This is a genomic window from Cupriavidus sp. PET2-C1 (assembly GCF_054515855.1).
This window is the reverse complement of sequence record NZ_CM137260.1, coordinates 296734-319172: the sequence shown is the minus strand read 5'-3', so window position 1 is coordinate 319172 and position 22439 is coordinate 296734. Positions and strand designations below refer to the sequence as shown.

The window sequence follows — 22439 nt, the reverse complement described above, 5'->3', positions numbered from 1 at the left end:
CCAGGGAATCGAAATGATAATTAGTTGCATGACTATAAACTAATTGACGAATGGCTGGCAAGGCGGCTACATGGCTATCACCACCGATCAAGGAACAAACATGAATTCGCCACAACAACCTTCGGCGCGCGGGCGCCCTCGTACCATCACGCGCGAACGGATCGCCGACGCGGGCATCGAGATCGGCTTGCCGAACATCACCTTCGTCGGCGTCGCCGCCGCGCTCGGGGTCAGCCATATGGCGCTCTACAAGCACGTGCCGAGTCTTGAGGAACTCAAGCGCCTGGTCGCCGAGGAGATCTTCAGCCGCTGGCAGATTCCGCAGGCTTGCGGCAAGGGGCGTGGCGGATTGAAGGATTACCTGATCGTGTTCACCACATCGGTACGGGAGTTCGTCAAGGCACACCCTGGGCTGACGCCGTACGTGATCCGCAGGTTGGCTGCGACACAGCCCATGCTCGCCAAGATCGACGGGCACCAGAGCCATATTGCGGGTGCCTACGGCATTTCAAAGGAACAGGCACGTTGGCTGCTTGCGACGGTCGCATTCCACTGCATTGCCGTGGCCGACACGGTGTATTCGGTAGCAGGCCGGGAACCCCTTGTGGAGGCGGACCGCGCGGCGGAAGAAGCCGAGATGGAGGCGGAGCTGGTTCAGGGCATGCACGCGCTCATCGTCGGCGCGCTTGCCATGCTGGAGGAAGACGCCCAGCGTGACGGTTCGGCATTGCGGATCAAGTCATAGGCGTGACGAAACGCCACGCCCACGCGGGTTGACTTCCGACGCGGAGGCCGACGAGAGGGGCGAATGCCAGCGAAGCATGGCGCGCATATTGATGTTTCATCCATGCCACATGCCCACTTGATTTCAAGCATAATCCGAACCTAATATCCTCCGAGATACAAAACATTACGTATGCGGGCAGGCTCTACGACGCACAGAGCCGTCCTGGCGGGTCCGCCAGGGCAGGGTCGGAAACCCGGGGATTGCAAAACCTGAGCAAGCGCTGGTCGGCGCTGGTCGGTGCTGGCAGTGTCGTGCCATCCCCGCGGGTTCAGCCTGTCTCCGTGGCACTTGCATTTGCATTTGCGCTTGTACGGGGAGTTACGGCATGAACGTGGTGCTCGTCGAAAGCCATCCATTGCTCCGGATTGCAATGCTCGCTCTGCTGGAGGGTATTGCAGGCATCGCGCAAGTCGTTGCCATCGACCCGGGGGAAATCCCTGAGCATTCGCATGCCGGCGGCAACGTTGACCTGATCGTCTTTGGCATGCCCGCCGACGCTGACACGGGCTGGCAATGGCTCGGCCAGGCACGCAGGCTATGGGCCGCGCCGCGCGTGCTGCTGCTCTGCGATGCCGTGCCGCTGCAGCTGCCGCAAGGCGAGATCACCGAAGGCTTCAGCGGCTGCCTGCCAAAATCCGCCCCGCTCGACGTGCTCAGGACCGCCATCCGGCGTATCGCCACCCGTGAGCCGGAGCGTGCCGGCGCAAGCCAGCTTTCACTGTTCCCCGCTTTGCCCACCTTGCCCGCCGCCGCGCTGGCACCGCGGCCCGCCGCCGGGACCCGGCGGCTGACGCGAGAGGCAACGCAACTGGGCTTGACGCAACGCCAGTACGACGTGCTGGCACTGCTCTCCCGAGGGCATGGGTTCAAGACCGTAGGCCGCCTGCTGAATATCTCGGCGCCGACGGTCAAGACGCATGCCCGTGCCATGTACAGGCATCTCCAGGCGGCTGGCAAGGAAGAGGCCGCCTACAAGGCACGGCAACAGGGCTTTAGCCTGGCGTGGCCGGTTGGCGGTGTGCCGGCGTTGACGCTGGCACACCGCCCCGCCCCCGCCGTCCGGCAAATGGAACTGCTCTGAGCGGCTGACCGGCGTTGGCCGGCACTGACCGGCCAACGCCTTGCCTGGTCACGCCAGGCTGATCCATGTGGTCTTCAGGTCCGTGTACTTGTCCAGCGCATGCAGTGACTTGTCCCGCCCCGAGCCCGACTGCTTCACGCCGCCAAACGGCACCGTCACGTCGCTGTCCATATAGCAGTTGACCCACACCAGCCCCGCCTGCAGCTTGCGCGAAACCCGGTGGGCGCGGGACAGGTTGGAGGTCCAGAGTCCCGAACCCAGTCCGTAGGGCGAATCGTTGGCCATGCGGATGGCCTCTTCCTCGGACTCGAAGCGGGTCACCGCCAGCACCGGGCCAAAGATCTCTTCGCGCACGATGGTGAGCGACTGCGTGGGGCACTCGAAGATGGTGGGCTGCATGTAGAAGCCGCCACTGTCCGTGTGCGCACGCTTGCCGCCGGCGCGCAGGCGGGCGCCTTCGTCCTCGCCGCTCTGCACATAGGACATCACCCGCTGCAGCTGCGCGCCGTCGACGATGGCGCCCATGGCGGTGGCGGGATCGAGCGGGTCGCCCGGCTGCATGCGCGCCGCGTGCGCTTCCAGCTTCTCCATGAACGCGTCGTAGATGCCGCTTTGCACATAGAGGCGCGAGCCGGCGATGCAGATCTCGCCCTGGTTGCTGAAGATGCCGATGGCGGCGGCCTGCGCCGCGCGGTCCAGGTCGGGGCAGTCGTCAAAGACGATATGCGGGGACTTGCCGCCGCACTCGAGCCAGACGCGCTTGAGGTTGGACTGGCCCGAGTACTCCATGAAGCGCTTGCCGGTGGCGGTGGAGCCGGTAAAGGCAATGCAGTCCACGTCGGGATGGCGGCCAAGGGCCTGCCCGGCAGCGGCGCCGAGACCTGGCACCACATTGAAGACGCCCGCCGGGATGCCCGCTTCTTCGGCGAGCTCCGCCAGCCGCAGCGCGGTGAGCGGGGACTGCTCCGCGGGCTTGAGCACCACGCTGTTGCCGGCGGCCAGCGCGGGCGCGACCTTCCAGCTGGCCATCAGCAGCGGGTAGTTCCAGGGCACGACCGCCGCCACCACGCCCAGCGGCTCGCGCGTGATGGTGGCCAGCACGTCGGGGCCCGTCGGCGCGATCTCGTCGTAGATCTTGTCGATGGCTTCGGCGTACCAGGCGTAGGTGCGGCCGGCTTCGGGGATGTCGTAGTGCAGCGTCTCGGCAATGGGCTTGCCCATGTCGAGCGTTTCCAGCAGCGCGAGCTCTTCGCGATGCGTGTCGATCAGGTGCGACAGCCTTAGCAGCGTGGCTTTCCTGGCGCTGCGCGGCATGTCCGACCAGACCCCGGACTGAAACGCCTTGCGCGCCGCGGCGACCGCGCGGTCGACGTCCTGCGCGCCGCAGGCCGCGACCCTGGCGAGCACCTTGCCGGTGGCAGGGTTGATGGTCTCGAAGGTGGCGCCGTCGGCGGCGTCAGCCCAGCGGCCATCGATATAGGCTTGCGAACGGATCGACACCGTTGCGGCCTGCTTGCGCCAATAGGCGAGATCTCTTAAGTCACTCATCGTGGATTCCTGGCATGCATTGGGGTTTCGGCCCGTTCAGGCGCTCGCGTTCGCCTGCGCCACCATGGCGCCAAGCAGCACATTGGCCCCGGCTTCCAGATGCTCCGGCTTGGCGTCTTCGATTTCGTTGTGGCTGATGCCGTCCTTGCACGGCACGAAGATCATCGCGGTGGGCGCCACGCCGGCGATATAGACCGCGTCGTGGCCTGCGCCCGTGACGATGTCCTGATGGCTGTAGCCTCGCGCGGCGGCTTCCTGGCGCACGTGGCGGATCAGCTCGGGCGCGAATGGCGTGGGCGCGAAGTACTGCACGTCTTGCACCACCACATCCAGGGCCGCGCCGGTGGTGGTGCCATCCGCGACGGCGGCGCAGGCCGCGCGAAAGCGCGCATCCATCCCGGCAAGCCGCGCCGGGTCGAGGTGGCGCAGGTCGACCGTGAACGTCACCGCCCCGGGAATGACATTGCGCGACGACGGATGGACCTTGACCACGCCCACCGTGCCGCGTCCGTGCGGCGCGAAGTCGTTGGCGATGCGGATCACTTCCTGCATCAGGAACGTGGCGCCATAGAGCGCGTCCTTGCGCAGCGGCATCGGCGTGGGGCCGGCGTGCGCCTCCATGCCGGTCACGGTGACGTCGTACCAGCGCAGGCCCAGCGATCCGGTCACCACGCCGATCACGTTGTCCTCGGCCTCGAGCACCGGCCCCTGTTCGATATGGGCTTCGAAGTAGGCGCCGACCTTGCGGCCAACTTCCGCGTCGCCGGCATAGCCGATGGCCGCCAGTTCATCCGCCACCCGCTTGCCCGCCACGTCGGTGGCCGACAGCGCCGTCTGCAGCGGAAAGACGCCGGCAAACACGCCGGAACCCATCATCACCGGGACAAAACGCGAGCCTTCTTCATTGGTCCAGATGGCCACTTCGAGCGGGGCCTCGGTGGTGATGCCGTGGTCGTTCAGGGTGCGCATGACCTCCAGGCCGGCCAGCACGCCATAGCAGCCGTCGAACTTGCCGCCGGTGGGCTGCGTGTCGATATGGCTGCCGGTCATGACCGGGGCCAGCGCGTTGTTGCGCCCTGCCCGGCGGGCAAAGATATTGCCGACCTGGTCGACCGTCACGCTCAGTCCGGCTGCGCGCATCCAACCGGTCACCAGGTCTCGCCCCTGCCCATCCAGCGCCGTCAGCGCCAGGCGCGCATTGCCGCCCTTGGGCGTGGCGCCGATCGCGGCGAGGTCCATCAGCGACTGCCACAGGCGCTCGCCATTGATTGCCAGCATGTTCATGTTCTCTCTCTTTGCCGTCGTGGCCATCACGCCGCGTCCGCTTGCCGGGCGAGTGCGTCCGAGCGGATCTGCGACAAGGTCATGCCCGGCGCGATGCCGTCCGCGTCATAGCGCAACTCCAGCAAGGCGGGCAGCTGCCGGGTGTTGGCGAACGCAAGGGCGCGCGCAAAAGCGGGACCGAACGCTTCATCGCTGGCGACAATCTCGCCATAGCCGCGATAGGCGCGGATCAGTTCGCTGAACTCCGGATTGTCGAAGCCAAGCGCCACGGTGCGGCCCGGGAACTCGCGCTCCTGGTGCGCGCGGATGGTGCCCCAGATGCCGTTATTGAAGACCAGCACGACGATGCCGACGCGGTACTGCATGGCAACGCCGAGTTCCTGCAGGTTCATCTGGAAGCAACCATCGCCCGCATAGCAGATCACGGTGCGAGCGGGGTTCTCGAGCTTGGCGGCAATGGCCGCCGGCAGGCCATAGCCCATCGATCCCACGGTCGGCGCCAGGCTGGTGCCGACGCCCCTGAAGCGGTAGTAGGCATGCGGGTACAAGGCGTAGTTGCCCGCGCCAACGGTGATGCAGGTGTCCTCCGGCACGTTGTCGCGGACGTGGCAGGCGGCCACATTGAGGTTGAGGGCGCCCGGCGCGGCCTTGGGTTCCTGCTCGGCCAGGTACACCTGGTGGGCGTCGTGCCCGGCGTTGCGCGCGCCCGGGGAACGCGACGGGGAGAGCTCGCTCACCGCGGCGGCAAACGAGACCACGTCCGCGGCAATCGGCAGCGTGGGATGAAACACGCGGCCAAGCTCATTGGCGTCGGGGTACACGTGGACCAGCCTCTGCTTCGGCAGCGGGCTCTGCACCACCGTATAGCCCTCGCTGGTGGCCTCGCCCATGCGCGTGCCCACCGCGATCAGCAGGTCGCTCTCCTGTACGCGCTTGCGCAGCGATTCGGGCATGGCCCAGCCCACGTGCCCGGCAAAGTTCGGATGATGGTTGTCGAAGCACTCCAGGCGGCGCCAAGCCACCCCGACCGGCAGCGCGAAGCGCTCGGCAAACCCTTCCATCTGCCGCGAGGCCTCCGGGGTCCAGCCCGATCCGCCCAGCAGCAGGAACGGGCGCTCCGCCTGCTCGATCAGTTCGGCCAGCGAGGCCATGGCGCCAGGCGTCGGCGCGCTGTGGGCACGCCGGTAGCGCGGCACATCGGCCACCGTTGCCTTGCCCCACAACGTGTCTTCCGGCAGCGCCAGCACGACCGGGCCGGGCCGTCCGCTGGTGGCCACCGCGAAGGCGCGCGCGATGAACTCGGGAATGCGGTCGGTGCGGTCGATCTGCGCCACCCATTTGGTCATCTGGCCAAACATGCGGCGGTAGTCGACCTCCTGGAACGCTTCACGCTCGTAGAAATCGTTGCCGACCTGGCCAACGAACAAGATCATGGGGGTCGAATCCTGGTAGGCGGTGTGCACGGCGATGCTGGCGTTGGTGGCGCCGGGGCCGCGCGTGACAAAGCAGATGCCTGGCTCGCCGGTCAGCTTGCCTTGCGCCTCGGCCATATAGCCCGCCCCGCTCTCCTGCCGGCAGACGATGGGCTGGATCTTGTCCTGATGGTCGTACAGCGCGTCGATGCAAGGCAGGTAGCTTTCGCCCGGCACCAGGAAGACGCGCTTCACGCCCTGGATAATCAGTTGGTCGATCAGGATCTGGCCGCCGTTGCGCTCTGCGCGCGCGGGCAATGCTTGCGGCGATTGCTTGTTCATGGTCGTGAATTCCGTTTTGGCGATCGCAGCCCGCTTCAGCTTGCGTGCGGCGATCCTTCGAAGTCTTGAATGCGAGGTTTGCGGGCTTGGGCTTGCGCTTGGGCTTGCGCTCCGGCTGTTACTGCAGGAGCGCGGCCTCCAGGATGCCCAGCCCTTCGTCCATCACGGCGTCAGGAATGGTCAGCGGGAACAGGAAGCGCACCACGTTGCCGTAGACGCCGCAGGACAGCAGCAGCAGGCCGCGCTCCAGCGCGCGGTCTTGCACTTGCCGCGTGAATTCGGGATTGGGGCGGCCATCGGCCTTGCGGAATTCCACGGCAATCATGGCGCCCAGGCCGCGGACCTCGCCGATCTCCGGCACGCGCGATTTCAGGCCAGCCAGCTTGTCCTGCAGCCGCTGGCCGAGCGCGGCGCCGCGCTCGATCAGCTTCTCGCTCTCCAGCACGTCCAGCACCGCCAGCGCCGAGGCCACCGCCAGCGGGTTGCCGGCGTAGGTGCCGCCCAGCCCGCCGGGGGCCGGCGCGTCCATGATCTCGGCCCGGCCGCAAACGGCCGACAAAGGCATGCCGCCGGCCAGGCTCTTGGCCATGGTGGTCAGGTCCGGCGTGACGCCGTAGTGCTCCATGGCGAAGAGCTTGCCGGTGCGGCCGAAGCCGGTCTGCACTTCATCGGCCACCAGCAGGATGCCGTGCTCGTCGCAGATGCCGCGCAGCGCGCGCACGAACTCGGCGGGCGCCACGTTGAAACCGCCCTCGCCCTGGACCGGCTCGAAGATGATGGCCGCGACCCGCTTCGGGTCCACATCCGCCTTGAACAGCTGGTGCAGGGCGTTGATCGAATCCTGCACGCTCACGCCATGCAACCCGTACGGGTACGGCGCGTGGAACACGTCGCCCGGGAACGGGCCGAACCCCACCTTGTACGGCACGACCTTGCCGGTCAGCGCCATGCCCATCATGGTGCGGCCGTGGAAGCCGCCGGAGAAGGCAATGACGCCGGGGCGCCCGGTGGCGGCACGGGCAATCTTGATGGCGTTCTCGACGGCCTCGGCGCCGGTGGTGAAAAACGCGGTCTTCTTGGCGAATGCGCCGGGCGCGCGGGCGTTGATCTTCTCGGCCAGCTCGATATAGCTGGCGTAGGGCACGATCTGGTAGGCAGTGTGCGTGAAGCGCTCCATCTGTGCCTGCATGGCTTGCACCAGGCGCGGATGGCGGTGGCCGGTATTGAGCACGGCGATGCCGGCCGCGAAGTCGATGTAGCGGTTGCCTTCGACATCCCACAGCTCCGAGTTCTCGGCGCGCTCGGCATAGAAGTTGCACATCACACCAACGCCACGGGGCGTGGCGGCATCTTTGCGGCGTACCAGGTCTGCGTTCTTCATTGCGTGCTCCATTGCATTGGTGTCCTGCTGTCTTGTCTGGATCTGGGCGGCCGGCGCCATGAGGGGCCGGCCGGGAAACCGGGGGAAAGCGCTTCGGGTCAGGCTTCGGGTCAGACCAGTGCGACCCTCCGGATGGCGCTAAAGCCGCTTTTTTTGCCACGGGTGTTATAACTCAACCGGTGGCCGGACCAATTCTATGGCCTTCGCAGAAAAAATGCCAAATTTTTTGATTTTTTGACTGGGTGGTCCGTCCAATTGAGGGCAATGGCTTCACGTTTTGCCCAGGACGCGTGCTGCGATGTGCGGAAAAGCCGACCGATGGAATCCGGAGCACATGGCCGGTTTGCTGCCAATCCAAGGCCGTATTGGCCGGACCACTCCCGCTGGCACCCCCTGGCAGCCCGGAACGCCGGGAGAAACCCGCCCTGCCCCTTGAACAGACACCGGGTTTTGCTGTATTGATCAGACCATCAGTCAATTTGCAGCGGCCTTGCCTTCATGTCCTTACTTCAAGCGGTTTCAGCGCAGCGCCTTTACCGGCTGATCGCCGACCAGATTGCCAAGAAAATCAGCGCAGGCGAGTTCGCCCCCGGCGAGCGCCTGCCCGCGGAGCGCGAGCTGGCCGAGCAGCTCAACGTCGCGCGCTCGACCTTGCGTGAGGCATTGATCGCGCTCGAGATCGGCGGCTATATCGAGGTGCGCGTCGGCAGCGGCGTATTCGTGCTGGAACCCAAGGAGAACGGGCCGGCGGCGGCCAATGGCGCCGCGCCCGATCCGGCGGCCGAGATCGATGCCCGCCTGGGCGCGGCGCTGGAAGCCAGCCCGTTCGAGCTGATCGAGACGCGCACGCTGTTCGAGCCGGAGTGCGCGGCGCTGGCCGCTCAGCAAGGCACACCGGAGCAGATCGCCGCCATCGAGGAGGCGCACCGGACGATGAACCCCGACCAGTCGCCGGAAGCCGGTGACTTCGCGCACGACCGAGCCTTCCACCAGGCGATCGCCGATGCTTGCGGCAATGCGGCGCTGGCGTCGGTGGTCACGCACGTATGGGATCTGTGCGAGGCCAGCCCCTTGTATAAGCGGCTCGACAAACACTTTGTGGATGCGTCTGCCTGGCGCGCGGCGGTTGGCGAGCACGACCGCATCGTCAGCGCGATCGTGGCGCGGGACCCCATCCGGGCGCGCCACGCCATGTCGTTCCACCTGCTGGCAATTGTGTCGCGCCTGTCCGAAGACATCGCCGAATAGGCCAGACAAAGCTTGCCGGGCCCGGGCAATCCGGGTCTGGGCGCACATCGCTGGTGCAAGCCTGGCCCCAGCGCGGCGCCTCCAGCCGCCCACTTTCGCACCAATTCCACGCGCAGACCCCGGCAAAAAGTGTCATTAAGTCACTTTTTCTACTGGCACGTGGCTTGCGTTAACGAAGCCGAAGTGGTGAAATTCGCCCCAACAGGCCGGACCACCCGCCCACCAGACCTAGAACAACTACCTATTACGCTTAATTTCTTAGTCATTTACGCTTGATTGGCCGGACCACCAGAACAAAAGCATCCAAAGCATCACCTCGCATCACCCCGCATCGGCCCCCTTACCTCACGCGTGCCCAAGCCCGCCCGCATTACTGGAAAGCCTTATGAACCCCGATCACGCCCCCACCCACCAGCCCGAAGCCGGGCAAGCGCCCCGCAACATGAAGAAGATTGCCGCGGCCAGCGTCATCGGCACCACGGTCGAGTGGTATGACCTGTTCATCTTCGCCACGGCCTCGGCCCTGGTCTTCAACAAGGTATTCTTCCCGGCCTTCGACCCGCTCACCGGCACGCTGCTCGCCTTCGGCACCTTCGCTTCGGCCTACGTGGCCCGCATCCTTGGCGCCGCGCTGTTCGGCCACTTCGGCGACAAGGTCGGCCGCAAGTCCATGCTGCTGATCTCGCTCATCATGATGGGCTCGGCCACCTTTGCCATCGGGCTGCTGCCGGACTACCGCTCGATCGGCATCTGGGCGCCCATCCTGCTGCTCACCTTGCGCGTGATACAGGGCCTGGCCCTGGGCGGCGAGTGGGGCGGCGCGGTGCTGATGGCGGTGGAACATGCCCCGGCCGACAAGCGCGGCCTGTACGGATCGTGGGTGCAGATCGGCGTGCCCGCCGGCACGCTGATCGCCAACCTGGCGTTCCTGCTCTGCAATGCCGTGCTATCGAATGAGGCGCTGTTGTCCTGGGGCTGGCGCATTCCGTTCCTGGCCAGCGTATTGCTGGTGGGCGTGGGCATGTACATCCGCCTGAACACCTCGGAAACGCCGTCGTTCAGCAAGGTCAAGGCCACCGCCGCGCAGGTGAAGATTCCGCTGGCGGAAGTGCTGACAAAATCGTGGAAGCAAGTCCTGCTGGGCGGCATCGCGACGATGTCGACCGGCACGGCCTTCAACCTGATCGTGGCGTTCGGGCTGACGTACGGCACGCAGACGCTTGGCTTCTCCCGCAACCAGATGCTCACCATCGCGCTGATCTCGTGCGCGCTGTGCGTTGTGCTGCTGCCGCTGTTTGGCCTGCTGTCGGACAAGGTGGGCCGCAAGCCGGTGATCATCGGCGGCATCATCGCCGAGGCGCTGCTCGCCTTCCCGCTGTTCTGGCTGCTGGACACCAAGGTGTTCTCGTTCGCCCTGCTCGGCTACCTGCTGATGATGAGCGCCTTCGCGGCCAACTACGGCCCGATTGCCACATTCCTGGCGGAGCTGTTCGGCACCAAGGTGCGTTACTCGGGCCTGTCGATCAGCTACATGCTGTCCGGGCTGCTGGGGAGCGCCGCCACGCCGATCATCACCACCGCGCTGCTGTCCGCCACGGGCCGCGGCTCGTCCGTTGCCTGGTACATGATCGGCTCCGCGCTGATCTCCGCCGCTGCGCTGTTGCTGCTGGCCGAGACGCTCAGGAAGCATGCCCCGGCGGCGGCCTCCGGGGTGGATGCCACCGCCTCGCTGTCCTGAGTGCCGGCCATGCAAGCCGAACTTGACCCGGCGCTGCTGCGCCAGCTTGAACGCGTGAGCTTCCCCACGCTCGGGCACTTCCTTGAAGACGGCTTTGCCAGCCACGAGATCCGCGCGCTCGTGCCCAGCGTGAAGGTCGTTGGCCGTGCCGTCACGCTGCGCCTGGCCACGCCCAACGCCATTGCCGTGAACCGGGCGCTGGCCAGCCTCACGGCCGGCGATGTGCTGGTGATCGACGCCTGCGGCGACCATGCGCATGCCCCCGTTGGCGCCGTCACCGGCACCGCGGCCTTGTGCGCCGGCGCCAGGGGCATCATCGTCGACGGCGTGGTGACGGACATCCTGGAGTTGCGCGCCATGGGGATGCCGGTGTTCGCGCGCGGCACCAGCGTCCTGACCACCAAGCGCATCGACGACGGCGGCAGCGCCGTCAATGCGCCGGTGATCTGCGGCGGCGTCACCGTCAACCCGGGCGACATCGTGCTGGCGGATGACAACGGCGTGCTGTTCCTGGCGCCGGACGTCGCCGCCGGCATCATCGGCCAGGCACTGGCTTCCGATGACGCCGAACCGGCGATCCTGGCCCGCCTGCAGGCAGGTGAGCCGGCCAGTGCCGTGTTGTTCCAGGGCGATTGCCACGCGCCCGCAACGAGAGAAACGCCATGAGCGCCCAAGCGACAAGACGGCCGCCAGGACTGCGGCGCAGCTGGTTGTTCGTGCCCGGCCTGGACCCCGTGCGCCAGCACGCGGCCCTGGAGAGCGGCCCGGATGTGGTGGTCGCCGACCTGGAGGAGTTCACCAGCCCCGCGGACCGTCCCGCGGCGCGCGCGCGGATCGCCGCCCTGATGGGCGAATGCCGGGCGCGCGGCATTGTGGGCGCCGTGCGCGTCAACAAGCTGGACGGCGACGGGCTGGATGACCTGCGCGGCGTGCTGCCGGGCGCGCCCGCGGCGATCCTGCTGCCGCACACCGAGTCGGGCGCGCAGATCCTGGCGCTCGACCAGCGGATCACCGGCCTTGAGCGCGAGCTTGGCCTGCCGCATGGCCACACCGAGATCGTGCCGACGCTGGAATCCGCGCGGGGCATCGTTGCCGCCCAAGCGATCCTGTCGGCCAGCCCGCGCGTGAGTGCCTGCCTGCTGGCGGCGGAAGACCTGAGCGCGGATCTCGATGCGGTGCGCGGCCCGGACGGCGTCGAGCTGCATCATGTGCGCGCGCGCTTCCTGGTGGACTGCATTGCCGCAGGCTGCGTGCCGATCGACTGTCCGTTCAACTACCAGGATGCCGCGGCGCTGGCTGAGGACCTCGCCTGGGCCCGGCGGATCGGGCTGAAGGCAAAATGCACCGTGTTCCCGCATCAGGTCGCCGCGATCCACGCAGCGCTGACACCATCGGCGCAGCAGGTCGCGCAGGCACAAGACAGGGTTCGCAGGTATGAGGCGGTGCGCGACGGCAAGCCCGTGCAGGGCCCGCGTATCGATTCCCCGGACTACAACACGGCACGCCGGGTGCTGGCGCGCCATGCCGGGTTCGTGCAATGGGCGCAGGCCGCCGGAGGCACGGCGGCCGCATAGCGAGTTAGCCAGTTAGCCAGTTAGCCAGTTAGCGAGTTGCCCATCTAGATGATGACCACCTTGTTCCTGCCGTCGGCCTTCGCCATATAGAGCGCGCGGTCCGCAAGCGCGAAGCCCTCGCGGGCCCCGGGCTCGACGGCGCCCTTCTTGCGCGCCATCGATGCGCCGATGCTCAGCGTCACGCTGCCGAACGGCGAGCCGCGGTGATCGATCCTCAGGCGCTCCACGCTCAGGCGCAGGTCTTCCAGCGCCGCCTCCAGCACCAGCCGTGGCGCGCCGCACAGAAGCAGGCCGAACTCTTCCCCGCCCAGGCGCCCGGCGATCATGCGATGCGCATCCGAGATCGATTGCAGCACCGACGCGACCTCACGCAAGCAGGTGTCGCCCGCCGGATGCCCGTAGGTGTCGTTGTAGCGCTTGAACCAGTCGACGTCGACCATGACCGCACCGATTTCCTCTCCCTCCGCCGTTTCATGCCATCTGCGGCGAACGCTCTCCAGCATGGCGCGCCGGTTGAACAGTTGTGTGAGCGGATCGATCGCGGTGGCAGTGCGCAGCTTCAGGTCGTTCTCGACCATGGCACGCAGGTGCCTGAATACCTCGCACTGCGCCAGGGTGATGCGGTGCGGCGCCGAATCCATCGCGCAGAGCGCGCCGACGACCGTGCCGCAGGGCGCCTTGATCGGGATCCCTGCGTAAAAACGCACGAAGGGGAAGCATCTGACCAGCATGCATTCGCTAAAGCTCGGATCGGCCAGGGCGTCTTCCAGCACGAACAGGTCGCCGTGCCGCGCCACATGATCGCAGAGCGAGTGCTTGCGCGAGATAGGCGAAAGCGGCATGCCCACCGCGGCCCGATAGTGCTGGTGCTCCTCGTCGAGCAGCGTGACCGCCGTCATCGCGGCACCCGTCGCATTTTTCAGGATCGCGGCAGCATGGCGGAAGCATTCGCGGATCACCTGGTCGTCGTGCAGCAGCCAGTCGATGACGGACGGCTCGGCATGCTGCCCGCTGGCGTCGATGTCGGCCGGCTGCAGCCTGCTGGCGGGGCGGTCGTATTCAGTGGCGGGGCGCAAGGTCTACATTCGAAATCAACGGGTGCCCCTCCTAACGGCGGGCCACCCGCAAACTTGAATGCCTTGCGCCAGTCAGTCCGAGCGCCCCGGCAGCATGATGGGGCCATCCTGATCGGAGCTGCCGTCCATCACCACCAGCGCATCGCCAGCCCAGAACACCTCCGCCAACGGCACGCCGGACGCCGATGCCTGGCCGATCTGCTTGCCGTCGGCGGTGTACACCCGCACATAGCCGTTCACATAGTAGAGCTTGTCCGAGCCTTGTCCCGGAAAGGCCATGGTCGGCACCCAGCTACGCCAGCTGGCCAGTTTGTATTTCTGATAGTAGAAGGCCCTGTTGGGGCTGTACGCCTTGCCGCCATAGGGCACGCCGTAATAACAGTAGAGATACGCGGGGTAAGCCAGGATGGCGATTGCCGCGGCGGCAATAAGAAGAGGCTTGTTTTTCATTGCTTGTTAAGTGATCGCCCAAACCAAGGGATCGCGCCAAACGTCAACGCGCCAGCGCATCAAAGTGCAGCCTGCCTCACCGGGACAAAGACCTCCCAGTGCAGGGTCCAACCGCCTGCGGTACGCGGGCACCGCACCGCTACGCTGTGGCTGGACAACCCCTGGCTTTTCGGCGCCCATTGCACGCGCAAGGGCATGGCGCAGCGGGGCACCAGCACCTTGTTGTTCGGCTCGCCCGCTGCCCAGCGAGTGCCCGCTTGCTGGTTCTGCGCAGCCACGAACGCCGCGGCAGCCTGCTGTATCTGGCCCAGGTCCTGAACGGGAGGCGGATTGTACGGCACTTCCGGCCCGCTGGCCTGCGCCGCCGCGCATGCCAGCCCGAGCGCAAGCACCGCCATGGCACGGCGCATCGGCATGCCGGGCTTCATCGTCATCACCGCGCCCCTTGCGCAGGCGTTGCCTTGCGCTGGCGCCGGGCGCGCGCGTGCAGGCGGCGCAGTATCACGTCAAAGGACTCCAGCTGCCGGTTGATCTCCGCCTGGCCCTGCTCCACCAGGTAGCCACGGAAGGCAACCGCCACGCGCGGCAGGCGCACGCCCGGCAGGTTCAGTACATACCAGTCGCGCTCGATGGGATTGCCTTGCAGCGGCAGCAGCCCGATCAGCCCGGCCTGGAATTCCAGTGTGCAGGCGTGCAGGGAGAGAAATGCAAGCCCCAACCCTGCCGACACCATCCGCTTGATCGCCGCGTTGCTGGACAGCTCGGACCCCAGGGGCAGCCGCAGGCCGGCCTCCTTGAACAGCCGCTCCACGGTATTGCGCGTGCCCGAGCCGCGCTCGCGCACCAGCAGGTTCTCCTCCACCAGGTCCTGCAGCGTGAGATTGCGGCGCGCCATCAATGGGTGGTCCGGCGCCGCGATGAATGCCATGGGGTGCTTGGCGAACGGCGTCGCCTGCGTGCGGATGTCCGTGGGCGGCCGGCCAATGATGGCAAGGTCGATCTCATGCATGGCCAGCATCCGCACGATCTCCTCGCGGTTGCCCACATGGAGCTTGATCTTGACGTCGGGCTGGTCCGCGGTGAATGCCACCAGCATCGAGGGCAGCAGGTACTCCGCCGTCGTGATGGCGCCGACCCGCAGCGTGCCGGCCAGGTTGCCCTTGAGCGCCGCCACCTCCTCGGTGGCTTCGCGCCACAGCCGCAGGATCTGGCCAGCGTAGCCCGCCATCACCTCACCGGCGGGCGTGAGCTGCGTGCCCCGGCCCGCGCGCTGCAGCAGCGGCGCCCCGATCGCCTCCTCGAGCAGCTTGAGCTGCAGCGACACCGTTGGCTGCGTGATGTGCAATTCCTCCGCCGCGCGGGAAACGCCACCCAGGCGGGCAATGGCATCGATGGCATTGAGCTGCCGGAAGGTGGTGGTGCGATTCATAGTAGAAAACCTATTGGTCGGTTTTATAAACCAATTTTTCAATATGAAGCGGCTACCTTATAGTGCCCTGACCGGAAACGCAATCGCGTCCGCGTATCGAAACGTAGTGCATAGGGAGACGAGAAATGTCGCTGGAATTGCTGGTGCTTACCCTGGACGATGTACTCATCCGCGCGGACGAACTGCGCAGGTCCGGCTTCGGCGCAGCACCGCGAGAACGCGACGCCCTGCTCCGCTGGCATGAGGACGCTTGCACCGGCGCGCGTGCCGGCAAGCCGGCCGAAATCCGTGCCCAGGCCATGCAGCTCATGCGCAGCGCGGAGCTGGGCGGTGCGCGCCTGGCGCTCGCCGCGCCGGTCGCATCGCGTGGGCTGCGCGTGCTGCTCGACGGCGCCATCGGGCCGGACTGGATGGGCCGCTTTACTGTCGTCGCCACGGCGGACGCGCTGCTGCCCCGCGAAACCGAGATCGAACTTTACCGGCTGATCCTGCGCACCGCCGACGTGCCCGCGCACCGCGCCTTGCTGGTTGGCGCCACGCCGAGCAGCCTGCGCGCCGCGCAAGCCGTCGGCATGCACACAGCCAGTGTCCAGCCAGCGTATGACGATGCGCCGCGCCAGGCAGGGGGATCCGTCGTGCTGTCAGGATCGCCGGATGCGCTCTGGCCCGACTTCCACGCGCTGGAGTGCATCGTGGATGGCAAGCGGCGGCCGGAGCCGCTCGCAGCAACAAGACCCCAATCGCGGAGTTTCCCATGAGCACCATCGTGATCGTCGGCGGCGGCGCCGCCGGACTGCAGGTAGCCACCCGCCTCGCCAGGCGGCTAGGCAAGCCAGGACTCGCCGAAATCGTGCTGGTCGACCGCAGCCCCACGCACCTGTGGAAGCCGCTGCTGCATGAAGTGGCCGCCGGCAGGCTCGAGCCCGTGGTTCACCATACGTCCTTCGCGCTGCAGGCCGAGCGCCATCGCTTCCGCTACGTGCAGGGCGACCTGCAGGCGGTGGATCGCATCAACCGCACCATCTCCGTGGCTATCGCCGGCACCGGGCATGGCGAGGGCGGACAGACCCAGTCCATCGGCTACGACAAGCTGGTGCTTGCCGTTGGCGGCGTCACGCAGTACTTCGGCGTGCCCGGCGCGCGCGAGCACGCCCTGACGCTGGACAGCGTGAGCAGCGCGGAGCAGGTGCGCGACAGCGTGTTCACCGCCTTGCGCCGCAAGACCGCGCAGGCCGAGGCACAGCCGCAGGCACCCACCGGCACAGTCCGCGTCGCCATCGTCGGCGCGGGCGCCACCGGCGTGCAGCTCGCGGCCCAGTTGCGCCGCACGTCCAGCGTGCTGAACCGTTACGGCATCCACCGGCTCGACCCGGTGAAGGGCGTGGACATCTGCCTGATCGAAGCCTCCCCCGCGGTGCTCCCCGGCCTCGGCGCCCGGATCGCGGATCGCGCCGGCGAGCAGCTCGCGCGGCTGAACATCCGCGTCCAGTGCAACGCCCGCGTGACGTCCGTCAGCGAGAGCGGCCTGACCATGGCCGGCCAGGCACCCATGCAGGCAGATGTCGTGGTGTGGGCGGCCGGCATCGCCGCGCCGGGCATGCTGGCCAGCTTCGGGCTGCCGGTCAATGCCAAAGGGCAGATCCGCGTGTTGCCCACCCTGCAGAGCGTCGAGGACGAACATATCTACGCGATCGGCGACTGCGCCAGCTGCCGGCCGCAGGATCTCGATGCGGAGCTCCCGACGCGCGCGCAGGTTGCCTATCAGCAAGCGCTGTATCTTGCGCAAGCGTTGCCACGGCGATTGGCGGGCAAGCACACCGAGGGGTTCCGGTATCGCGACTATGGCTCGCTGGTCTGCCTGGCGGGAAGCAGCGCCATCGCCAACCTCGCCGCGCCGGGCAGGGAGAGCGGCTGGCATATCGAAGGCAGGTTAGCCGCCCTGCTCCACCATGCCGTCTACCGCCGGCACGTGCTCGCCATCCACGGCTGGGGACGCGCGCTGGGCATGACGCTGGCCCAGGGGCTGGAACGTTTGCTGGCGGCGGGCACGCGGCTGCACTGAGGATGGCGCCAGGCGCGGTCGGCCTGGTGGCCGCCATCCAGATCCCTCCCGCCGTTAAACCAGCCCGTAACGCTGTAGCGTATCCCCCAGCCCGGATATCCCGACGATCAAGGAAGCGAGCGGCATGAGCTCGCTGGAAATGGGCGCGTGGCAAGGCATCCTGGTGCCAAAAGGAACGCCAGACTCCATCGTCAAGCAACTGCGGGAAGCCACCGACAGGACATTGAACGATGAGGCGGTGCGCGCCAAGCTGATCGCCCAGGGCTCCGACATCCTCGGCGGCACGCCCCAGCAATACACGGCCTACATGAAGAGCGAGGCCACGCGCTGGGGCCAGATCATCAAGGAGTCGGGCGCCAAGGTGGACTAAGCCTGCCGGGCGGGGATCCGGTCAGGGCCCGCCGGCCTGCCGCAGATGCTCCCCGAGAAGCCGCGCGGCGGATGACAAGGGCACGCCCGAGCGCGTTGCCAGCAGAAGCCGCCGGCTGGCCCAATCGTCTGACAAGCCAACCATATGCAGCCCCAGCGCCTTGGCCTGGGCACGGCACACGGCTTGCGGCAGGACGCCTACGCCAAGGTCGGCGGCAATCATCTGGCACATCGCGTCGAAGCTGCGGACCTGGATGCGAAGCCGAAGCGGCCGCCCGGCCTGCTCCGCCGCGCGCGAGGTCAGCTCCAGCAACGCGCTGCCGCGATTGAGCCCGACCATGTCGTACTCCAGGCAGCTCGCAAAACCGACGCGCCGCTTGCGCGCAAGGGGATGGCGGCGCGAGCACAGCAGCACCAGCGTGTCGGTCTGGAAGTCGCTGATGTCCAGGCCATCCGTGGGCGTGCCTTCCGAGAACACACCGATATCCGCCAGGCCGTCCACCAGCGCGCGGGCGATATCGCCGCTGAGCTGCTCCTCGAGCTCGACATGAATCCCCGGGTGCTGCGACAGGAAGGTGGCGAGCCTGGCGGGCAGGAACTCCGTCAGGGCGGACATATTGGCCCACAGCCGCACATGGCCCAGCAAGCCGCGCGAATGGTCCTGCAGCTCCGCGCTGAAGCGCTCGAAACCCTGGAACAGGCGCATGGCGTGTTGCATGGCCATATGGCCCACGGGCGTGAGCGTCACACCCTTGGACGTGCGCTCCAGCAACTGGAAGCCCGTGGTTTCCTCGAAATCCGACAAGCGCCGGCTGGCCGCCGACAAGGCCAGGTGGCAGGCGGCCGCGCCTTGCGTGATGCTGCCGGTCTGCACGACCGCGCAAAACAGGCGCAGCGTCACGAAATCTACGCGGGCGGGATTGAGGGGCCAGGTCATTGGCGCATTCTAGCGCGGGTCCTTCGCGTTTTGCGAAGCTGGATTGTGGAGATCGCAATTCCGCCGGCGGCGCCGCGCCCATAGAGTGGCGGGAACGGCCGAGCCATGACGCCGGCACCACGGCTTGGCGAACACAACCAGGATCACACCGCCGGTGGCTGGCCGGCGCGTGATCCGCAACCCGCAAAAGGAATGCAAGCATGCATCACGGCCAAGGCATCCGCCTGCAGTTCAATGAAGTGGCGACCCGCGACGGTTTCCAGATGGAGTGCGATTTCATCGAGACGGATGACAAGGTCGCCCTGCTCGACGCGCTGAGCGGCCTGGGCTTCGCCAAGATCGAAGTCACGTCGTTCACGTCGCCCAGCGCCATCCCGGCGCTCAAGGATGCAGAGGCGGTCATGCACCGTATCCGGCGCGCGCCCGGCGTGGTGTACACCGCGCTGGTGCCGAACGTGCGCGGCGCGCAGCGCGCGCTGGAGTCCGCCACCGGCGAGTTCAACCTCGTCATGTCGGTGAGCGCGACCCACAACCTGGCCAACCTGCGCATGACGCAGGAGCAATCGTTGGGCCAGTTGCAGGAGGTGATCGCGCTCGGCACGCAACACGGCGTGCCGCTGAACGTCTCGCTGTCCTGCGTATTCGGCTGCCCGATGGAGGGCGAGATCGCGGCCGAAGCGGTCTTTGGATGGATCGCCCGCTTTGCCGGGCTGGGCGTGCACGGCATCACGCTATGCGACACCACCGGCATGGCGTACCCCAACCAGGTGCAGGCCCTGTGCGAGGCCGTGCAGGCACGCTTTCCCAGGCTCGAATTCACCGCCCATTTCCACAACACGCGCGGCATGGGGCTGGTCAACGCGGTGGCCGCAGTGCAAGCCGGCATCCGCCGCTTCGACACGTCGCTTGGCGGCATCGGCGGCTGCCCCTACGCGCCCGGCGCCACCGGCAACGTCGCCACCGAGGACATGGTGCATCTGTTCGACTGCATGGGCTATGACACCGGCATGGACCTGCCCGGCTTGCTCGACGCTGCCGCCACCCTGCGCCAGCTCCTCAGGCACGACCTGCCCGCACAGGTTTCGCAGGCCGGCCCGCGCCTGACGCGGCACGCTCCGCCGGCGGATTTCGAGGACATTCGCCGGCGTGCGCTGGCGCGCTGAAGCCACACCGGACATTGACGCCCAGCCGGGCCTGCTGCATGATCCGCGAATGCACTTCCCGGCTCTCAACACCACGACCCCGACCACTACCACGACCGCTGATGGCGGGTCGTGTGGTCGGACCATGAGCCAGGCATAAGCCGCTCAAGTCTTCACCCCAAGGCCCCGCCAGCGATGGACGGGGCCTTTTGGTTTCTCCGCCCGCGCTGGCATCACAGGAGAAACACCATGCCTAGCAGTGCAAGCCCCGGGCGCTCCGCCCTCTTGATCATCGACATGCAGGTCGGCATGTTCAACGGCCCACAGAAGCCCTATGAAGGGCAGCGCGTCCTCGCCACCGTCAACGCGCTCATCGCCAAAGCCCGCGAAGCGGGCGCACCCGTCTTTGCCGTGCGCCACACCGGCCCGCTGGGATCTCCGCTGGAGCCCGGCAGCGCGCTGTCGCAACTGCTTCCCGAGCTTGCGGTGGATGCGATGGCAGACACGGTGTTCGATAAAACCCGGCCCAACTGCTTTGCCGGAACCGGGCTGGCAGGCTGGCTGGCGGATGCCGGCGTTGCCGAGCTGGTCATCGTTGGCATGAAGACGGAGTACTGCGTCGACACGACTTGCCGTGCCGCCGCGGAGCTAGGCTTCAGGCCAGTGCTGGTCGCGGACGGACATACCAGCATGGACACGCCGGTGCTGCCGGCGCAGGCCATCATTGCGCATCACAACCGGACGTTGAGCGGACCGTTCGTGAAACTGGTGAACGCGGCAGACTACCGGTTCACGCAACATTGAACACAACGACAAACAATAAACAACAACAATGCCGTCACCGAAAGCCAGTCTTCTGATCCTGGCCCTGTCGTTGGCCACGCCAGGGCAAGCGGCCGAGCAGCAATGCAGGCAGCGGGCAGACCGCGGCGAAGTCGTGGCGAGCGCCGGCGAGCCGCGCCGCCTTCTGGCATGATTGAGCGCGCTTTGGCCTCGGCCTGTGCAGCGGCCAAGGCGCAGTCGATGCGACCCACATTGAAGGTGACCACACACCATGCCCACGCCAGAAACCATCGAGAAGTTCATCGCAAGAGTCGAGGAGAATGCGCACGTCGAGGCCGTCGAGGCGTTCTATACGGAGAACGCTTCGATGCGGGAGAACCAGGCCCCGCCCAGGGTGGGCCGCCACCTGCATGTGGCCAATGAACGCAAGGTCATGTCCAACGCCGCGTCGCTGACCTCGAAATGCGTTCGTCCGGTGTTCGTGGATGGCGACAAGGTCGTCGTGCGCTGGATATTCCGTTTCGAATGGCGCGATGGCACCGTCACCGAAATGGAAGAGCTGGCCTATCAGCGGTGGGAAGGCGAGCGCATCGCCGAAGAGCAGTTCTTCTACGACCCGGCGCAACGCGTGCCGAGGCGGCCCGAAGCGTCTTGACACTTGGCTAGTGACATCTTGGTGCGTGCCGCACCTTGTAACGTTCGCTACAAACAGAGCTGAATGCTGAGCCGTGCGTTTCACTGATAAACAATACGCGCGGCGTCCGCCAGGCGGAACCAAGGGTTTCTACGCGTTTTTTGCCCAGTTACCCAAATGATATTCTCCGATTTGTTTCACGAGATGTAATGTTTGTTACGTCATGCTGCCGCACCACCCAGTGGCCAGGCAGTCCCTTTATCGGAGAGCGGCTTGGCGAGGTCATCAATCAGGGAAATGCTGGCAGATCAGGCCGCCGGCTTCACCACGTCGGAGCTGAAGGTAGTGGAAACGCTGCTCGCCAGCTACCCGAGCGCCGCGCTGACCTCCATCTCGAACCTCGCGGGGCAAGCGGGGGTCAGCGATCCGACGGTGTACCGGCTGGTCGTGAAGCTGGGATTCGACGGCTACCCGTCATTTCAGCGAGCGCTCCTGGCTGAGGTCGACGAGGCAATGAATTCGCCGCTCTCCCGGCTCGGCGCGCTGGGCAACACAGCACCCGGAGAGGATTTTCAGAGGCGTTCGCTGGCAAGCCTGGCGATGTCGGTCGAGCGCGTGGCGCAGCACGCTGCGCCGGAGGACTTCAACACCGCCGTCGAGTTGCTCGGCAACGCGCGCTCCGCCGTGTTCTGCACCGGCGGACGATCGAGCTTGTTCCTGGCCTCGCGGCTCGCGTCGCACCTGACGCATATCCGGCCCAAGGTCCGTCTCGTCGAGCCTGCCCTGGAGCGGGCGAACGAGGTACTGGTCGACATCGGGCCAAACGATGCGCTGGTCGTCTTCGACTACCGCCGCTATCAGAAAAGCGTCATCGACTTTGCCGCCGCGGCGCATCGCCTGGGCGCAAGGATCATCCTGTTTACCGACGAGTGGAAGTCGCCGATCGCCGGCTTCGCCACGGCCACGCTAAGCAGCTTTGTACAGACCGGCTCACCGTTCGATACCAAGGTACCCGCGCTGGCGCAATGCGAGACCTTGATTGCCGCGCTCATTGCCCGCTTCCCCGAGGAGGCAAAGCGCCGGCTCGAAGCCATCGAGGCCGTACGCAGCTCCGCCACCCCCGAGGGTGCAAGCATCGATTTCTAGAATGCCTTTCCTTTCA

The 22439-nt window shown here is 66.6% G+C and carries 22 protein-coding genes; 13 read left to right on the top strand and 9 right to left on the bottom strand.

Annotation, left to right across the window (positions count from 1 at the left end; translation table 11 throughout):
* Positions 1-70 precede the first annotated feature (70 nt).
* Entirely contained in the window at positions 71-745 is a 675-nt protein-coding gene (locus tag ACX12D_RS21400; protein ID WP_459375519.1) for a TetR/AcrR family transcriptional regulator, read from the top strand.
* A gap of 412 nt (positions 746-1157) precedes the next feature.
* Positions 1158-1868, top strand: coding sequence for a helix-turn-helix transcriptional regulator (locus tag ACX12D_RS21395; RefSeq protein ID WP_459375518.1), 711 nt, complete (start codon positions 1158-1160; stop codon positions 1866-1868).
* Between the two features lie 48 nt (positions 1869-1916).
* On the opposite strand, the gene ACX12D_RS21390 is transcribed toward ACX12D_RS21395, so the two are convergent.
* The 4 genes from ACX12D_RS21390 to gabT all read right to left on the bottom strand — a co-directional run bounded on the left by ACX12D_RS21390 (position 1917) and on the right by gabT (position 7835).
* Entirely contained in the window at positions 1917-3416 is a 1500-nt protein-coding gene (locus ACX12D_RS21390; RefSeq protein ID WP_459375517.1) for an aldehyde dehydrogenase, read from the bottom strand.
* A 36-nt stretch (positions 3417-3452) separates the two neighbouring features.
* A complete protein-coding gene (locus tag ACX12D_RS21385) occupies positions 3453-4700 on the bottom strand; it encodes a Zn-dependent hydrolase (RefSeq protein ID WP_459375516.1) in 1248 nt (415 codons plus the stop codon).
* Positions 4701-4726: 26 nt separating this feature from the next.
* On the bottom strand, positions 4727-6454 hold the full coding sequence (locus ACX12D_RS21380; protein ID WP_459375515.1) for a thiamine pyrophosphate-binding protein: 1728 nt from the start codon (positions 6452-6454) through the stop codon (positions 4727-4729).
* A 118-nt stretch (positions 6455-6572) separates the two neighbouring features.
* Positions 6573-7835 carry a 4-aminobutyrate--2-oxoglutarate transaminase gene (gabT, locus tag ACX12D_RS21375; RefSeq protein WP_441631275.1) on the bottom strand — a complete coding sequence of 421 codons (1263 nt, stop codon included), beginning with the start codon at positions 7833-7835 and terminating at the stop codon, positions 6573-6575.
* Between the two features lie 498 nt (positions 7836-8333).
* Here gabT and ACX12D_RS21370 point away from each other — a divergent pair, with 498 nt between their 5' ends.
* The 4 genes from ACX12D_RS21370 (at position 8334) to ACX12D_RS21355 (ending at position 12395) form a co-directional block, all read left to right on the top strand.
* Positions 8334-9083 (top strand): FadR/GntR family transcriptional regulator, encoded by a 750-nt coding sequence (locus ACX12D_RS21370; protein ID WP_459375514.1) that lies wholly within the window; start codon positions 8334-8336, stop codon positions 9081-9083.
* A 385-nt stretch (positions 9084-9468) separates the two neighbouring features.
* Entirely contained in the window at positions 9469-10821 is a 1353-nt protein-coding gene (locus tag ACX12D_RS21365; protein ID WP_459375513.1) for an MFS transporter, read from the top strand.
* Between the two features lie 9 nt (positions 10822-10830).
* Positions 10831-11487 (top strand): RraA family protein, encoded by a 657-nt coding sequence (locus ACX12D_RS21360; RefSeq protein WP_459375512.1) that lies wholly within the window; start codon positions 10831-10833, stop codon positions 11485-11487.
* Positions 11484-12395 carry an HpcH/HpaI aldolase/citrate lyase family protein gene (locus ACX12D_RS21355; protein ID WP_459375511.1) on the top strand — a complete coding sequence of 304 codons (912 nt, stop codon included), beginning with the start codon at positions 11484-11486 and terminating at the stop codon, positions 12393-12395. The genes ACX12D_RS21360 and ACX12D_RS21355 overlap by 4 nt, the downstream gene beginning before the upstream one ends.
* A 44-nt stretch (positions 12396-12439) precedes the next feature.
* Here ACX12D_RS21355 and ACX12D_RS21350 read toward each other — a convergent pair whose 3' ends face one another.
* The 4 genes from ACX12D_RS21350 to ACX12D_RS21335 all read right to left on the bottom strand — a co-directional run bounded on the left by ACX12D_RS21350 (position 12440) and on the right by ACX12D_RS21335 (position 15350).
* On the bottom strand, positions 12440-13471 hold the full coding sequence (locus ACX12D_RS21350) for a sensor domain-containing diguanylate cyclase (protein ID WP_459375510.1): 1032 nt from the start codon (positions 13469-13471) through the stop codon (positions 12440-12442).
* A gap of 72 nt (positions 13472-13543) precedes the next feature.
* Positions 13544-13921, bottom strand: a complete 378-nt coding sequence (locus ACX12D_RS21345; RefSeq protein WP_459375509.1) for a hypothetical protein — start codon at positions 13919-13921, stop codon at positions 13544-13546.
* 59 nt (positions 13922-13980) lie between these two features.
* The gene (locus ACX12D_RS21340; protein ID WP_459375508.1) at positions 13981-14355 is read right to left on the bottom strand and encodes a hypothetical protein; all 375 of its coding nucleotides are present in this window, start codon (positions 14353-14355) and stop codon (positions 13981-13983) included.
* Complete coding sequence (locus ACX12D_RS21335) at positions 14355-15350, bottom strand: LysR family transcriptional regulator (protein ID WP_459375507.1); 996 nt, start codon at positions 15348-15350, stop codon at positions 14355-14357. The genes ACX12D_RS21340 and ACX12D_RS21335 overlap by 1 nt, the downstream gene beginning before the upstream one ends.
* 125 nt (positions 15351-15475) lie before the next feature.
* Between ACX12D_RS21335 and ACX12D_RS21330 the strand changes: the two genes are divergently transcribed.
* From ACX12D_RS21330 to ACX12D_RS21320, 3 genes are all read left to right on the top strand, one after another.
* Positions 15476-16108 carry an HAD family hydrolase gene (locus tag ACX12D_RS21330; RefSeq protein ID WP_459375506.1) on the top strand — a complete coding sequence of 211 codons (633 nt, stop codon included), beginning with the start codon at positions 15476-15478 and terminating at the stop codon, positions 16106-16108.
* A complete protein-coding gene (locus tag ACX12D_RS21325; RefSeq protein WP_459375505.1) occupies positions 16105-17412 on the top strand; it encodes an NAD(P)/FAD-dependent oxidoreductase in 1308 nt (435 codons plus the stop codon). The genes ACX12D_RS21330 and ACX12D_RS21325 overlap by 4 nt, the downstream gene beginning before the upstream one ends.
* Positions 17413-17536: 124 nt before the next feature.
* Positions 17537-17782: a tripartite tricarboxylate transporter substrate-binding protein gene (locus ACX12D_RS21320; RefSeq protein WP_459375504.1), complete on the top strand. Its 246-nt coding sequence runs from the start codon at positions 17537-17539 to the stop codon at positions 17780-17782.
* A 21-nt stretch (positions 17783-17803) separates the two neighbouring features.
* Here ACX12D_RS21320 and ACX12D_RS21315 read toward each other — a convergent pair whose 3' ends face one another.
* The gene (locus ACX12D_RS21315) at positions 17804-18718 is read right to left on the bottom strand and encodes a LysR family transcriptional regulator (protein ID WP_459375503.1); all 915 of its coding nucleotides are present in this window, start codon (positions 18716-18718) and stop codon (positions 17804-17806) included.
* A gap of 200 nt (positions 18719-18918) precedes the next feature.
* Between ACX12D_RS21315 and ACX12D_RS21310 the strand changes: the two genes are divergently transcribed.
* The 4 genes from ACX12D_RS21310 (at position 18919) to ACX12D_RS21295 (ending at position 22423) form a co-directional block, all read left to right on the top strand.
* Positions 18919-19881, top strand: coding sequence for a hydroxymethylglutaryl-CoA lyase (locus ACX12D_RS21310; RefSeq protein WP_459375502.1), 963 nt, complete (start codon positions 18919-18921; stop codon positions 19879-19881).
* A gap of 228 nt (positions 19882-20109) precedes the next feature.
* A complete protein-coding gene (locus ACX12D_RS21305; protein ID WP_459375501.1) occupies positions 20110-20664 on the top strand; it encodes a cysteine hydrolase family protein in 555 nt (184 codons plus the stop codon).
* A gap of 250 nt (positions 20665-20914) precedes the next feature.
* Positions 20915-21298, top strand: coding sequence for a nuclear transport factor 2 family protein (locus ACX12D_RS21300; RefSeq protein ID WP_459375500.1), 384 nt, complete (start codon positions 20915-20917; stop codon positions 21296-21298).
* Positions 21299-21574: 276 nt separating this feature from the next.
* Positions 21575-22423 carry a MurR/RpiR family transcriptional regulator gene (locus tag ACX12D_RS21295; protein WP_459375499.1) on the top strand — a complete coding sequence of 283 codons (849 nt, stop codon included), beginning with the start codon at positions 21575-21577 and terminating at the stop codon, positions 22421-22423.
* The last annotated feature ends 16 nt before the right edge of the window (positions 22424-22439 follow it).

Coding starts and splice junctions, on each gene's coding strand:
- ACX12D_RS21370 (WP_459375514.1), top strand. CDS start 8,334: ATGTCCTTACTTCAAGCGGTTTCAGCGCAGCGCCTTTACCGGCTGATC.
- gabT (WP_441631275.1), bottom strand. CDS start 7,835: ATGAAGAACGCAGACCTGGTACGCCGCAAAGATGCCGCCACGCCCCGT.
- ACX12D_RS21310 (WP_459375502.1), top strand. CDS start 18,919: ATGCATCACGGCCAAGGCATCCGCCTGCAGTTCAATGAAGTGGCGACC.
- ACX12D_RS21295 (WP_459375499.1), top strand. CDS start 21,575: ATGCTGGCAGATCAGGCCGCCGGCTTCACCACGTCGGAGCTGAAGGTA.
- ACX12D_RS21385 (WP_459375516.1), bottom strand. CDS start 4,700: ATGAACATGCTGGCAATCAATGGCGAGCGCCTGTGGCAGTCGCTGATG.
- ACX12D_RS21345 (WP_459375509.1), bottom strand. CDS start 13,921: ATGAAAAACAAGCCTCTTCTTATTGCCGCCGCGGCAATCGCCATCCTG.
- ACX12D_RS21400 (WP_459375519.1), top strand. CDS start 71: ATGGCTATCACCACCGATCAAGGAACAAACATGAATTCGCCACAACAA.
- ACX12D_RS21330 (WP_459375506.1), top strand. CDS start 15,476: ATGTCGCTGGAATTGCTGGTGCTTACCCTGGACGATGTACTCATCCGC.
- ACX12D_RS21300 (WP_459375500.1), top strand. CDS start 20,915: ATGCCCACGCCAGAAACCATCGAGAAGTTCATCGCAAGAGTCGAGGAG.
- ACX12D_RS21320 (WP_459375504.1), top strand. CDS start 17,537: ATGAGCTCGCTGGAAATGGGCGCGTGGCAAGGCATCCTGGTGCCAAAA.
- ACX12D_RS21355 (WP_459375511.1), top strand. CDS start 11,484: ATGAGCGCCCAAGCGACAAGACGGCCGCCAGGACTGCGGCGCAGCTGG.
- ACX12D_RS21340 (WP_459375508.1), bottom strand. CDS start 14,355: ATGACGATGAAGCCCGGCATGCCGATGCGCCGTGCCATGGCGGTGCTT.
- ACX12D_RS21335 (WP_459375507.1), bottom strand. CDS start 15,350: ATGAATCGCACCACCACCTTCCGGCAGCTCAATGCCATCGATGCCATT.
- ACX12D_RS21315 (WP_459375503.1), bottom strand. CDS start 18,718: ATGACCTGGCCCCTCAATCCCGCCCGCGTAGATTTCGTGACGCTGCGC.
- ACX12D_RS21305 (WP_459375501.1), top strand. CDS start 20,110: ATGCCTAGCAGTGCAAGCCCCGGGCGCTCCGCCCTCTTGATCATCGAC.
- ACX12D_RS21325 (WP_459375505.1), top strand. CDS start 16,105: ATGAGCACCATCGTGATCGTCGGCGGCGGCGCCGCCGGACTGCAGGTA.
- ACX12D_RS21390 (WP_459375517.1), bottom strand. CDS start 3,416: ATGAGTGACTTAAGAGATCTCGCCTATTGGCGCAAGCAGGCCGCAACG.
- ACX12D_RS21380 (WP_459375515.1), bottom strand. CDS start 6,454: ATGAACAAGCAATCGCCGCAAGCATTGCCCGCGCGCGCAGAGCGCAAC.
- ACX12D_RS21360 (WP_459375512.1), top strand. CDS start 10,831: ATGCAAGCCGAACTTGACCCGGCGCTGCTGCGCCAGCTTGAACGCGTG.
- ACX12D_RS21365 (WP_459375513.1), top strand. CDS start 9,469: ATGAACCCCGATCACGCCCCCACCCACCAGCCCGAAGCCGGGCAAGCG.
- ACX12D_RS21395 (WP_459375518.1), top strand. CDS start 1,158: ATGCTCGCTCTGCTGGAGGGTATTGCAGGCATCGCGCAAGTCGTTGCC.